The 13,228-nt window shown below is 30.4% G+C and carries 11 protein-coding genes and 1 tRNA gene; 9 read left to right on the top strand and 3 right to left on the bottom strand.

Annotation, left to right across the window (positions count from 1 at the left end; translation table 11 throughout):
• The first annotated feature begins 64 nt into the window (after positions 1–64).
• The 3 genes from NL275_RS02450 (at position 65) to NL275_RS02440 (ending at position 2,170) form a co-directional block, all read left to right on the top strand.
• Positions 65–589 carry a gamma carbonic anhydrase family protein gene (locus NL275_RS02450; protein ID WP_253299927.1) on the top strand — a complete coding sequence of 175 codons (525 nt, stop codon included), beginning with the start codon at positions 65–67 and terminating at the stop codon, positions 587–589.
• 215 nt (positions 590–804) lie between these two features.
• Entirely contained in the window at positions 805–1,683 is an 879-nt protein-coding gene (locus tag NL275_RS02445) for an RNA polymerase factor sigma-32 (protein ID WP_253299926.1), read from the top strand.
• The gene (locus NL275_RS02440) at positions 1,676–2,170 is read left to right on the top strand and encodes an invasion associated locus B family protein (protein ID WP_253299925.1); all 495 of its coding nucleotides are present in this window, start codon (positions 1,676–1,678) and stop codon (positions 2,168–2,170) included. Before NL275_RS02445 ends, NL275_RS02440 begins: the two co-directional genes overlap by 8 nt.
• A gap of 666 nt (positions 2,171–2,836) precedes the next feature.
• Here the strand turns inward: NL275_RS02440 and NL275_RS02435 are convergent.
• The 3 genes from NL275_RS02435 to mgtE all read right to left on the bottom strand — a co-directional run bounded on the left by NL275_RS02435 (position 2,837) and on the right by mgtE (position 6,329).
• Positions 2,837–3,502: a glycoside hydrolase family 25 protein gene (locus tag NL275_RS02435; RefSeq protein WP_253299924.1), complete on the bottom strand. Its 666-nt coding sequence runs from the start codon at positions 3,500–3,502 to the stop codon at positions 2,837–2,839.
• A gap of 133 nt (positions 3,503–3,635) precedes the next feature.
• Entirely contained in the window at positions 3,636–4,871 is a 1,236-nt protein-coding gene (locus NL275_RS02430) for a lipase family protein (protein WP_253299923.1), read from the bottom strand.
• Between the two features lie 87 nt (positions 4,872–4,958).
• Positions 4,959–6,329 (bottom strand): magnesium transporter, encoded by a 1,371-nt coding sequence (gene mgtE / locus NL275_RS02425; RefSeq protein ID WP_253299922.1) that lies wholly within the window; start codon positions 6,327–6,329, stop codon positions 4,959–4,961.
• 147 nt (positions 6,330–6,476) lie between these two features.
• Between mgtE and prfB the strand changes: the two genes are divergently transcribed.
• The 6 genes from prfB to NL275_RS02395 all read left to right on the top strand — a co-directional run.
• Positions 6,477–7,593, top strand: a protein-coding gene (gene prfB, locus NL275_RS02420) for a peptide chain release factor 2 (protein ID WP_253299921.1) whose coding sequence is annotated in 2 segments (ribosomal slippage) — positions 6,477–6,551 and positions 6,553–7,593 — 1,116 coding nt in all. Because the reading frame shifts where the segments join, the coding sequence is not laid out codon by codon here.
• Between the two features lie 344 nt (positions 7,594–7,937).
• Positions 7,938–9,629, top strand: a complete 1,692-nt coding sequence (locus tag NL275_RS02415) for a hypothetical protein (RefSeq protein ID WP_253299920.1) — start codon at positions 7,938–7,940, stop codon at positions 9,627–9,629.
• Between the two features lie 88 nt (positions 9,630–9,717).
• Positions 9,718–9,793 (top strand) — tRNA-Ala (locus NL275_RS02410).
• Positions 9,794–10,327: 534 nt separating this feature from the next.
• Complete coding sequence (locus tag NL275_RS02405) at positions 10,328–12,430, top strand: hypothetical protein (protein WP_253299919.1); 2,103 nt, start codon at positions 10,328–10,330, stop codon at positions 12,428–12,430.
• Positions 12,431–12,489: 59 nt separating this feature from the next.
• Positions 12,490–12,714: a hypothetical protein gene (locus NL275_RS02400; RefSeq protein WP_253299918.1), complete on the top strand. Its 225-nt coding sequence runs from the start codon at positions 12,490–12,492 to the stop codon at positions 12,712–12,714.
• Positions 12,714–13,228, top strand: a 515-nt coding sequence (locus NL275_RS02395; protein ID WP_253299917.1) for a hypothetical protein, incomplete at its 3' end; no start/stop codon positions are given. The genes NL275_RS02400 and NL275_RS02395, both read left to right, overlap by 1 nt.

The raw sequence follows: 13,228 nt of genomic DNA, 5'->3' as shown, positions 1-13,228 counted from the left end.
ACTTATGATTTTATAAGACTTTTTCAATAAAATTATTTTTTAATAAAAAAACTGAGGGTTTAATATGTATCATGTTCTTAAATATGAAGGCTATGTACCGAAGATAGATAATAGTGCATTTATAGCTGGTGGTTCATACATTATAGGTAAGGTTGAGATAGGAAAGGATTCAAGTATCTGGTTTAACTGTGTATTAAGAGGGGATGTTGGGTCAATAACAATAGGTAATGAAACAAATATTCAAGATGGTACAGTAATTCATGTAGATCGAAACGTTGGTGGTGATACAATTATTGGTAATATGGTAACTGTAGGACATTTTTGCGTTCTACATGCATGTAAAATACACGATAAAGCATTTGTTGGAATGAGTTCTACTATCATGGATCACGCTATTGTTGAACCTGAAGCTATGGTCGCTGCTGGGTCTCTAGTTACAGCAGGAAAAGTAGTAAAAAGTGGAGAAATATGGGCCGGTAGGCCAGCAAAGTTTTTCAAAAAAATGGCTAAAGAAGAAATAAAACATATTGAGGAATCAGCAAAAAACTATGTATTATTAATGAAAGATTATATCTTGCAATCTTACTAAATACTCTAACTAAAATCTTTGAAGAGGTTATTCCTGACCAATCAGAAAAGATATCTAAAAAGACAATGGAAAATGATTTTCCAAAAGGGAAAAAGACAAATGTTCACGTTACACTAGCAATTGAGTTTGAATCATGAGTTGTTTATATATAAAGTAGGGCTTGAATTTTTATTCGATAATTAATAGACTATATGTAAACGTTCTTTTAGTTTGTTATGTTAACTTCAATACACATAAACAATAATTCTAGTCTTACACAATACATTGCTAGTCTGAAGAGTTTTCCAATACTTTCTCATGAAGAAGAAATACAACTAGCAAAAAATTGGTGTGAACATAAAGATCTTTCTTCTGCACATAAATTAATTACTAGCCATTTAAATATGGTAGTTAAAATTGCCATGAAATTCAAAAATTATGGACTATCTCTTATGGATTTAATTATGGAAGGAAACATTGGTCTAATGAATGCAGTTAAAAAATTCAATCCTGATCTCGGTTTTAGATTTTCGACTTATGCAGTATGGTGGGTTAAAGCTTCAATGAAGGATTTTATATTAAGGTCATGGTCTTTTATAAAAATTGGTACCACACAAGCACAACGAAAATTGTTCTTTAGCTTACGTAAAATAAAGAAAAGAATTCTACAATATTCAAATAGAGAATTACTAAATAATGATGAGGTAAAAGCAATATCTAACGAATTGTCTGTTTCTGAAGAAGATATTATGCAAATGAGCAATCGTTTGATTTATAAAGATTTATCGTTAAATGAGAGAATAAGCAATGATTCTACAACAGAATTACAGGATATTATTCCACATAATTCTCTAAATCAGGAATTAATCTATCAAAAAAATGAAGAAAGAGAAATAAGAGAGATCATGTTGAAAAATGCACTAGCAAATTTAAATGAAAGGGCTAGAGATATTTTTATAAGTAAGTATTTATCTGAGGAACCTAAAACATTGGAGGAACTTAGTAAAAAATATCTTGTTTCAAGAGAGAGAATAAGGCAGATTGCTGAACAAGCGATGACAAAAGTCAGACAATATATAGAATCACAAAGTTCAAGGCTTAAGTTAAATGCGTAGTTTTTTTATAATTTTATTCTTCTCAACTAGCGTCTTTGCATCTATTAGTGATGTTAAGTTAAGAGAAAAATATAAAGACTGGATTGTATATACCGCATTAGAAGATGGGGAGAATATATGTTATGTTGTATCTTACCCTAAAAAGAAAAGTGAGAATTATATAACTGATCGAAAATCTTATGTAATGGTGAGTTACGTTGATGAAAAGTTAGATGAGGTGAGCGTAACTTCGGGTTTTAAATATGATAAAGAGCCTATAATTCTTAATATAGATAGCAAAATAAAATATAAATTGTCTATAATAGAGGGAAATCTTGCATGGGCTGAGAGTACAAAAGTAGATCAAGAGTTGATTTTAAAAATGAAGCAAGGATTATCAATGGTAGTATCTGGAAAAAAACAAGCAATAAAAGTTGATGATACTTACTCCCTTCTTGGATTTCAGAGTGCATATAGAAAAATGCATGATCTATGCAACAAGAAGTGAATTTTTTATTAAGAGAGAAATCCTGATGGGAGTGTTAAAAGTTTATCAAGCGCAGTAAATCAAATAAAAAGCGAAGGAATGTATTGTGTAAGATAATTTTGTTTGTATGTATTGAAGTTAACATAATAGACTAAAAAAAACACCTATATATGACTATGGAATAAAAATTAAATTTCTTTAACCACGCCTAATTTAAACTCAATTACTTTAGCAATATCTGTCTATTTTTCTGCACGGAGTAAATAGACCTATTTTGAAACTAGAATAAAGTCAAAAAGGGATTAGTTTTGGAGCAAGAGAAAATGAAATACGAAAAAGTGAAAGAGCTAGAAGAAGAGACATTTGATCGATTCAGTGGAGTAAAAAAAGCAACATAAAAAAAATGGCAGAGATTTTATGGGAAGGAAAAGAAGATAAAAGGTGGTAGGAAAACAAGCTGAGCGAGGAGAATATTCTACTTATGGTATCAGAATATCTCGGGGAATATAGGACATATCGCGCAAAGTTATGAGTAAGCGAAAGCACAGTGTACAAAATCTGTAAAGTGTGTGGAAGACACTTTACAGATTTTGCGTTACCAGGACGAAAAGAACTGCTGCGATATGGGATTAGTAAGCATCAGTTCACACTTTAATAATTTTTAAATTAGCCGTATTTCTTTATCTTTCAAATGAAGTCATGTGTTTCACTTGGTAAACTGGGGTTTGTTTTATCTAGAGAGATATTGCCACTTACGCCGTCTACATTACCATTATTAGAATAATTCCAATATTCATAACTTTTTCCTGCTAATTTCCAATCATTAGGTATTTTAGGTTCTTTATCATTCGTCCAATAAGCATCCCAAAGATGGTAATTAGAAAAATTATATTTTTCTTGTGTATAATACTTATCCCAAATGCTTGGTGAAGTATATATTATAGGCTCAAATCCTTCTTGTTTTAATATTGTGAACAAAGATTGAAGATTTTCAGCTCTTTCATCATTGGTATGCTTTGTAGGATCATCACATTTTGCCTTTTGTCCTCCACTACAAATACCAGTTGAAGCGCTAACAGCTAATTTATCAGTTTTATAATCAAAATTTGCTCCTGATAAAGTTTTTTTGATATTTTCAGCTTGATCTTCAGGAGTAGAAGTCATTCTAAACACATGAAAAGCTCCAGAGTCAATTTCATTTTCCTTCATTCCTTGAAAATTTTTTAAAAATTTACTATCTTGAAAAGTTGCTCCTTCAGTTGATTTTGCAAATGCAAAATCTATATCACTTTTACAAACTTGTGTCCAATCAATTTCAGCATTATGATGAGACACATCAATTCCTTTTTTCATACGTTACCTATATAATCAATGAATCGTTATAATACAGTCAAAAAGTAAAAATATTACTAACCATTTTGTACTATTAAGTTCTATGAATGGCTGTGGTAACAGCTACAATAATTATTTTCTTATATAACAATAGTTATAAACCTATTTTGGAGTTATTACGGGAGTTCTCATATTCTCGCTTTGTTTGCTCAACCCAACTTTCACCTGAAAGATACCTTCTGGTATTGCCAAAAATATTCTGAACCATACCTATAACCATACAATTAAGTTTACTTACTAGCTTGGAAGGATGATAAAAAAAAGACACATCATTACTTGATTGAAAATCTCTTTCTTGCATCACATACATAGCCTTATGGTAGCCGTCCATTCGATGCAGGTTTTGTTCTAATACTGGCACTCTCAATTGCATACCTACATGAGCATAACCAGAGAAACCAGGCATTACTGCTGGTACAGGATCTTGTCCATGTTGAGTTACTCTGATAGTTTTTTCTGCTAAAACATCATTATATATTTCGCTAGCATCAAGATCAAAAACTCTTGGATCACCAAAAGTTGCTACATTAATATCGTTAGCATTTTCCGTTTTATTAAGGCATAAAGCGGATATTTTAGCAAGAGCACCACCCATACTATGACCTGTGATATTAATCTTAAGGTCTTTAATTTCTAACTTCTGTTCTTCAGCATTCTTCCTTAGCACTGTATAAAGACTTTTCCATGAAGATTTAAATGCACGATAAAAACCACAATGTACTCTTCCACCTTCAGGTAAAAATTCTGAGGTAGTCAATAATCCATTTAGATCAGAAATAATATCATTCATGCCTTTAGTGCCGTGATAAGCTATCGTCATTTCCTTGCCTTTTTTAAAAACAAAACCAGCAGGAGATGTTTCGTAGTCATTAAAAAATGGAATGATCTCATAACCTTCATTAATAAGTTCAGCTTTAGTTTTGTATCCTTTTTTAGCTAACTCTTTATCGTTATTTCCGTAACTTATTTTACAAAGACTACTCATTTTTAATAAATCTTTTTTATTTAAACCAGAAATCTTGGTAATATTCTCACCCGTTTGAAGACAAGATAAAGAAATATTTATTTCATTTGGATCAGGGGGAGTTATAAATTCTAAACTATATTCGTCTGTTTCTTTTAAACTCAAAGGACGTGTAGATTCAAAATCATTTGTTATATCATAAAACTCCTCATTTTCTTCTAAATCTGTAGAATTAAGAGTTTCAAGGTCATTTTCTATCTTGGAATTGCTATTGTCTCCTATACGCTGAGAATCATTTTTACTACCTAAACTATGGTCTGAATTTATTTCATTCTTAAACCAATTGCTGAATAAGTTAAAAGCCATATATAAATTACCTCATATATTAATTATATTATAATTATAAATAGATTAATATATTTGTCAACTAAATATAATAATTTTTAAAAAATATTAATTACTTAGTAAAAATATTGTAGCCAAACCAAGGAATATCAAAGCTGAAAGAATATCAGTTGTTGCTGATGTTAAAATTGAAGATGAGACAGCAGGATCAGATCTTAAACGATTTAATATTATGGGAATAAAAGCTCCAATGAATGTTGCAGTAATTGACATCATAATCATTGAGATGGCAAAAATTGCTTCTATTTTAAAGTCATGAAATCTTATAGCTATTACTATTAATGAAATAGTTGATAGAATTATTCCATTTATCAACCCTATCAAAAGTTCTTTTATAAGTATTCTTTTTGCGTTTTGTTCAGTTAGACGTTTTGTTGCTATTGCCCTAATTGTTAAAGTTACTGTTTGAGATCCAGAATTACCACTCATTGAAGCTATTATGGGCATAATAATAGCCAATATTGTGAAATTCCGTATTGTATGTTCAAAAAATCCAGTCACTATTGAACATATGGTTGCAGCTAAAAGATTAAATAGTAACCATGGAAGTCTTTTTGTTATTGTTTTATATAAAGAGGCGTTTATATCTGTTTGAGATAATACTCCTCCTATTTTTAATGCATCTTCTTCTGTTTCTTGTTGTACTACTTTTATTACATCCTCAATTAAAATTACACCTATGATTTGACCACGCTTATTTACTACAGGAGCTGATAGTAAAGAATAATCTTGAAATATTCTTGCTACTTCTTCTTGATCCACTCCAGTTTGAATGATCTTTATATCTTGACTCATTATTTTTTCTATTACGGTATCGCCTGAATGAGTTATTACCTTATTTAAATTGAGGCTTCCTATGGGTTCTAATTTTGCATTAATAATAAAGATTTGATAAAAAGTTTCCGGTATTTTTTTGTAGTTACGTAAAAATTCTATCAACTGATTTATTGTCCAATAATATGGAGCTATTACCATATCTTTGTGTATTAATCTTCCTGCACTTTCTTCCGGGTATGATAGTAGTTCATTTACTAACTCTTTAGTTTTATCAGGTAAATAGTAAAGTATATTTTCTGCAGACTTTTTGTCTAAGTCTTTCATTATGGTGACTATATCTTCTATATTCAAAGATACTAATAGTTCTGCTGTCTTCTTTATTCCTAATATCTCTGTAATTTCTACTCGTAAGTCTGGTACTACATGTAAAATAGCATTTCTGAGTAAATTCTGGTCAAGAATCTTAATTAATACTTCTCTATGATCATTAATTGAAGTGGATAAAAAATGAGCTAACTGAACGCTATCTATTTTTTTTAGGATATCATAAATCTTGTCAAATTCTTGTTTATCGATTGATTCTATTAAATCATTAACTGTTTTTTGATTCAAGTCGTAGTTAGAATTTTTATCATTATTCATATTTACCCCTTAATTTTTAAAAAGTATTTATATTGTCATAGTTTGATTTTCTTCATTTTCAAAGTATAATAGGATTATTTCAAATTAACTAGTACATGGTAAAAGTTTTATTTTATTTAATATTAATATCAAGTATGTTGAGGCCCAATGAAAACTAATTATGAAATTCTTGAGTATTTTCAAGGTTTGAGCAAGGCTATCTCTATAATCATGGAGTGTCTTTGACATAGAAAAATTAAAATTACGTCTCAAAGAATTGGACTTCCAATCTACGGATGATAATCTATGGCAAGATAATAAAAAAGCACAAGAAATTCTAAAAGAACGCGCAAAGATCAAGAGTGAAATAGAATCATTTTTAAAGCTAGAAAGTGATTATAATAGCAACATTTCGCTAATGAAGTCTGCTGTTGATGAAAATGATGAAGAATTTTTTTCTGAGATTGAAAGTGAGTTAATTAAATTAGAAAAGCTCATTAAATACAAGGAAATGGAGTCTCTATTTACTGGTGAAGCAGATAATAATGATTGTTTTTTAGAAATACACTCGGGAGCTGGAGGTACTGAAAGTAATGATTGGGCTGAGATGCTGATGCGTATGTATATAAGATGGGCAGAAATTCATCACAAATTCAAGGTTGAAGTTATAGAAAAGTTAGATGGTGATTCAGTAGGTATAAAATCTGCTGTTATTAAAATAACAGGAGAAAAATCTTATGGATGGGCAAAAAGTGAAAGTGGCGTTCATAGACTTGTTAGAATTTCACCATTTGATTCAAATGGTAAGCGTCATACCAGTTTTGCTAGTGTAGGAGTAACTCCTGTTATTGAAGATTCTATAAGTGTTGTTGTAGACGAAAAAGATTTAAAAATTGACACTTATCGTGCTTCTGGAGCTGGTGGTCAACACGTTAATAAAACTGACAGTGCTGTAAGAATTACACATATTCCAACAGGTGTTGTGGTTCAATGTCAAAACGGTCGATCTCAGCATAAAAATAAAGACGAAGCGCTTAAATTGCTTAAAGGACGCTTATATCAGATTGAATTAGAAAAGAGAGAACAAAAAATGGCTAAAGAATATGGAGAAAAGTGTGATATAGGTTGGGGTAATCAAATCAGATCATACGTGATGCATCCCTATCAAATGGTCAAGGATTTAAGAACAGGGCATGAGGTGGGAAATATAAATTCTATTTTTGATGGTGACTTAGATTGTTTTACGATAGGAGTATTAATGTTGAAATGTAAAAAAAATAATTAAACATATTGCTTTAATTTAAATTCGCGTAATTCATCCTTTAATTCCAGATATGGGGGCATAGCTCAGTTGATAGAGATTCTGTTTTGCAAGCAGAAAGTTAGCGAGTTGGTTTCTGATTTCACTTACCTTCACCGATTCTATATAATCAACTTTACTATAATAACTTTGCTGTAACATAAAATCAGCCACAGTGGTTTATTTTCACCCATGAAATGTATAGTTTTTTATATAAAATGATTCCATTTTTCTGCAAATTTATAATTTTATATTATTATTAAGTTAATAATAATTGATGATTTATTTAATTAAGTACATTATTAGATAATAATTAAGATTATTTTAATATGCTATCAAATCTTACACCTATAGTTTCATTTTGGATACCAAAAAACGTTGAAGATCTTCTTTCAAACTCTAATATACTTCCTAATACTTTTGAATATCCATATCGCGATAATTTTATCAATTGTGCGAAACAAAACCCAGAAAAGAAAATAGTATTTGTTGCATTAACAGTTGGTTTAACAGAGGAACAAAAAATAAAAGCAAAAAGTATAGAGAAGGAAAGCCCTAACATATTATTCATACCTCTTGAAAACATAAATTTAGGAAAATTTGATTTTCCTATGACGGTAAAAAATAGCGTCATGCTGTTTTCTGATTATTTAAAAAATAGGAATACCATTCCAAAACAAGCGAGACTACCAATTGCCATTGAAATCGATTTAATACGTATTATTTTAGGATTAAAAGGCTGCGAATTTTTGATTGAAGCAGATGTAGATGTAAAAGATTTACCAAGAGAAAAATCAATATTTATCTCCGATTTTGATGTTCTGATACAAGAAAAAATTGAAGTTATGAAATTAAAAGGAGGTATAGCACTGCTTGAAGTATTTAACAGATGTAAACAATTAGAAAACGGTATAGTGGTTGTGCGAAATCCAAAACATGATCTCTTAGTCTCTATTAATGAATTTATAAAATACTTTTTTTCTCAAAAAAAGACTGAAGATTTAAGTGAGATAACTACAGATATGGTATTTAACGCACAAATCATTGCTTTTACAGAATACTTTTCTCTTATCAGCAATGAAGAAACTTCCTGTTATAACTTAGTTGACACCGTAAGAGAAAGTTTAAAAAACAATGAAAAATTAATACTTGAAAAATATGGTTTGGGTCATTATATGGATAGTGTTAATACCTTTCACAGAATGATTAAATCTGGAAAATTTGAATTCAGATATAATGAAAACAAGATAATCACCCATAATAATAAATTTAACAGTACTAACAATTGGCAAGAAAATTTGTACAATACTGAAGCTAAAGAATCAAAGTTAATACAGGCTTTTTATAGTAAAGACGCTACGAATAAAGAAAAAACGCTTGATCTGATACTAAGTAAAGAAGATTTTAAAGACCGCAGATGCCATGAACTTACTGATTATACTAAATTTGCTAGCTATATAGAAAAGGTTTACAAAAATCTATCAAAACACGGTTGTTTTACTGATGTTCAATCAAAAAGTATTATTAATAAAAAACTAGAATGTCTTTTTATTGCATCAGGGTGCATTCACGATAAACTAAACTTTAAAGTTAGAATTCTTGACTGTATTTTGCAAGATGATGGAAATAAAAATTCTCATCACTTGGTAAGCACCTTATTTTCTTTACCTAAAAATAGCTCTTATATTAATAGCTTTACTCTTGAGAAGTTTTTTAACGTCTTGTTAAGATACAATATGTTAAATAATCCCACAGATAGAAATGAACTGTTATGTATGTTAGCATTTAAAGCAGAAGGTTTTCTTAAATGTTTTTCTAAGAATATAAAAGAACTTGCTGAAATAATGGGTGAGAATGATAAATTTACAGAAAAAGATGCTTTTGATGTGATTGGTTGCTCTGTGGATTGGAGAAGTGCAGTAGAATTATCAAAACCTAAAGGAAGTTTACAAAATGTAGAAGCAAGTCGGTCTGAAAGTATAGGTGAAAGAACTTTTACGGTAACTTCGATTGTTTCATAACTAAAGCATTAATGTCGAAATGTAAAAAAATCAATTAAAATATTACTTGCATTTAAACTCGCATAATTTATCCTTTAAGCATAGATATGGGGGCATAGCTCAGTTGGTAGAGCGCCTGTTTTGCAAGCAGAAGGTCAGCGGTTCGACTCCGCTTGCCTCCACCATTCATACACAAAGAACTTATCTCTAAATAATTTTAGCATAGTATAAAAACCTCTATAATATATAACTTTAACCCATTATACATAGGGTTTTTTATACCAAGTTATTCCTTAAAAAATCTCTATATTTTTACATAATAAAACTCTCTGTTTCTCTACAATATAGGGCCTTTCTTGTAAATTTAGAGAGAGTAAAGTAAATAATTAAAATCTTTATCACGCTAAAGACAGACTTTATTCTTTAAATATTTTGTTCAAAATTTGTGAATAAATTTGCTTATCTTATTTGATTTATCAGATGTATTATTTTTTGTCATCGATCTTGTATCTTCTTTTTCTTAAATTTATTACTTAATAATTCTTTTAAGTACTCAAGCATTAGTAGTGTTACATTTACTATTTCCTTTTTATTCTCCTCTTACCGCTACTCATCATTATTAGATATTTTGTTCGCTTCATTGGTACCATATAAATATTGTTTGCTAAAATAGTCTATGCTAATATAGGAAAATTTATATAAATAAGCAGAGGGAATAAATGCCAAGTTTTTTTGATAAGTATACCTCATTTGAAAGTAGGGTTAATGCAGCAATAGATGAAGGTGATGCTAAATTAGTCCAGGTTCTTTTGGGACCGAAATATTGCCAACTTTGGCAGTATTGGTTAGTACATGGTATTATTGCATCTAAAGCATTAAATATGGAAAGAATTACTCATGCCAGATTATTCTTAAGTATTATTGATAAGCAAGAAAAAATTTTAGAGGAGCAGAAAAAATTACTAGAAGAGAGAAAGGAATTCTTAAAGAATAGTAACAAAGAGAATACTAAAATTTCAGATTCGGAAAGCGAGATAAAAAAAAGTAGGCATTTTATAAGAGATTTATTGATCGCTACACGAGATGCAGTAGTTGAGTGCAAAGATAATATAGTAATGGAGTCGAACCAGAAGATAAGCTACCGTGAATTCTATATACCTGAAAATCTGTTAAATGATGAGGATGGTAGCGCTAAGGAACTTAAATATGTAATTCAACAAATAAGTACAGTCTCATCTGCAGAAGCATTAAGTTTAACTAATGAAGTTGATAGTGTAATTAGTGAAATTAATGAGCAAATTGATAATGAAATTTGGAAGCAAAGTGACATTAGTACCAGGAATTCATATTATTTAGACAAAACAGTTAAAGAAATAGAAAGAATTTCTGGTGGTGAAAATAGTCGATTGATTGATCAAGTTTTAAACACTATTCCAGAAAATATTGAGATAAAAGGTCGTAACATACCATTTACGCTTGTTGCAAATGGTGTTGTAATGGGTCTTAGGTTGATTCCTAATGGACTATTAAAATTAACAGAAGGTATATACGATAATATTAACGCCGTATCTTGTGTGGAAGATAATCTTAAAGAGATAGAAAGATTTGTTACTAAAATTAAAGAGATAGCAGAAGAGAAAGAAAAGTTAAGTAAGGAGTTAAGTGCAACACACAAAAAGATAAAAGAGCAAGTAATAGAGAGAATCAAAGATGGTAAATTTATTGACAAGAAATTTGTGAACGATGTGTATCAGGTATTTCTGTATAACTATCTTAATTGTGCAAGTAGAGATCCTGCTAACTTACTATACGATGATCTACAAAGAGAAGAATGTGGTGTTCAAAAATTAGCAGAAGAAATTTCTAAAATGTTAGAAGGTGTGGAATATGAAAAATTTAAAGGTTTTTTAAATAGAGAAATAAGCAAAAAATATCCAAATTTTGATGTTATAAGTGTGCTGATAGTTAACTCTGCTCCACTATTTTCATTTGGTTGCATAGATCACAATTCAAACAAGAATTTGCAGAAATTAATGGGAAGGTCCTTTCAAACAGTGATGATAGATGTACATAATTTACTGTTCAATTTTAAAATGTATGATCCAAAAGTAGATGTAAGTTTATTATCTTTTCTTCCCAATAAAAATGGAAGTTATAATGGAAAGCGTAAGGATATTATTGTGTTGAAGGGAAATAAAAAATACCAAGCAGTATTAAAGGAAGTTGAGAAGTTTTGTGCTGAAATAGATGAGTTAGCGGAGAAGGGAGGGTTAAATCGCATAAGAGGATATTGGGTTATTCCAAATCTATGGTATTCGATTTATGATTTCAGCAAATGGTTTTTTTCTCAATGTGCATCAAATTCGGAAGAGGAGTGTGAAATTATAGATGAAAAGATTAGAGAATTGTTATGTAAGATAACACATTCTATAGCAACAGGAAATGAAGGAATGATGCAAGAATATATAGAAAAGGCTAAGAAGGAAATGAACGATGAACAAAACAGTGACGTACGCGAGCTGTATAAAATAGTTATTAATATAAGGTTTAGAGATTATTGGTTTGAACGTGAGGATAAGTTGAAACCATGGCTAAGTGCACCTGAACACGAGACACTAGCAAATTTTATACATATAACTAGTGAAAGGGTGAAAGAGTTTGATACAATACAAATAAAAGTGAAGCTGAAGAAGCAAAAAAAAGTGCGAAAGAGGAAGCTGAGGAAAGAAGGAAGGCCGAGCAAAGGGCTGAACAGGAGGCTGAAGGAAAAAGAGAGGCAGAGCAAAGGGCTGAAGTTACAAAGTTATTTGGCAGATTATTAAGAAGATCAAAGCTTGATGATGAATTATGTGAGGTAATAGAAGCTAGCGAAGATACAATAGTGAAAGCAATAGTAAAACAGGTGATGAAGAACAACGATTCACCAAATCAATTATTGCAAGGAATAATGCAAGAAATTCGATGGAAGCGTGATCAAATAGTGAATGAAGGAGTGGTGAGTGATGAAATAATTGAAAATAGTATCAAAATTAACAGTATGCAAAGTGCATGTACATCGATGAGTAATTTAAATGTCAGCCAACTTGGCATGAGTATGGGGCGATAATGACTACCCTAGAAAAGTGGAGAGAGGATGTAATTCAATTTTTATCTAATCATAAAAAATACCGAGTTTTAGGGCGAGAACTTGGTCCAAGATTGCTTGATGAATTATCCTGCAATTATGGTTATACAGAAAGAGGCATGGTATTTACGCCATTGATTGCGTTTTCAGCTGGAATAATATCACTGATTACAACACGTAAAATAGGATTTTCTGCAGCAGTAACTTCGAGTTTAGTACTATTTGGTATAGTGATGACAATAGCTGTTGATTGCAAAATGACCAAAAGAAAAGGCGAGGAAATTAGTGAGGAAGAATGTGTTGATCTACTAATAAGATTGGAGCAAATGCCGCAGCATTGGTGGTGGCCATGGAGTGGAACAATCAGAGACGTAAAACCAGTGAACGAATTCTACGTTGAAGTATTAAAACATCTTTATAATTATCAAAAATTTGGAGGAAAAATGTTACCAGGATTTGATATTGTTAATTGCTTTAACGCTACAAAGCAAGGAGT

Source organism: Wolbachia endosymbiont of Chironomus riparius, from assembly GCF_918315375.1.
Note: the sequence above shows the minus strand (reverse complement) of the source record. Positions and strands in the feature narration are given on the sequence as shown.

Bases quoted from the DNA above. Each gene is read 5' to 3' on its own strand.
- NL275_RS02435 (WP_253299924.1), bottom strand. From the start codon at position 3,502: ATGAAAAAAGGAATTGATGTGTCTCATCATAATGCTGAAATTGATTGG.
- NL275_RS02450 (WP_253299927.1), top strand. From the start codon at position 65: ATGTATCATGTTCTTAAATATGAAGGCTATGTACCGAAGATAGATAAT.
- NL275_RS02440 (WP_253299925.1), top strand. From the start codon at position 1,676: ATGCGTAGTTTTTTTATAATTTTATTCTTCTCAACTAGCGTCTTTGCA.
- NL275_RS02430 (WP_253299923.1), bottom strand. From the start codon at position 4,871: ATGGCTTTTAACTTATTCAGCAATTGGTTTAAGAATGAAATAAATTCA.
- NL275_RS02405 (WP_253299919.1), top strand. From the start codon at position 10,328: ATGCCAAGTTTTTTTGATAAGTATACCTCATTTGAAAGTAGGGTTAAT.
- mgtE (WP_253299922.1), bottom strand. From the start codon at position 6,329: ATGAATAATGATAAAAATTCTAACTACGACTTGAATCAAAAAACAGTT.
- NL275_RS02445 (WP_253299926.1), top strand. From the start codon at position 805: ATGTTAACTTCAATACACATAAACAATAATTCTAGTCTTACACAATAC.
- NL275_RS02415 (WP_253299920.1), top strand. From the start codon at position 7,938: ATGCTATCAAATCTTACACCTATAGTTTCATTTTGGATACCAAAAAAC.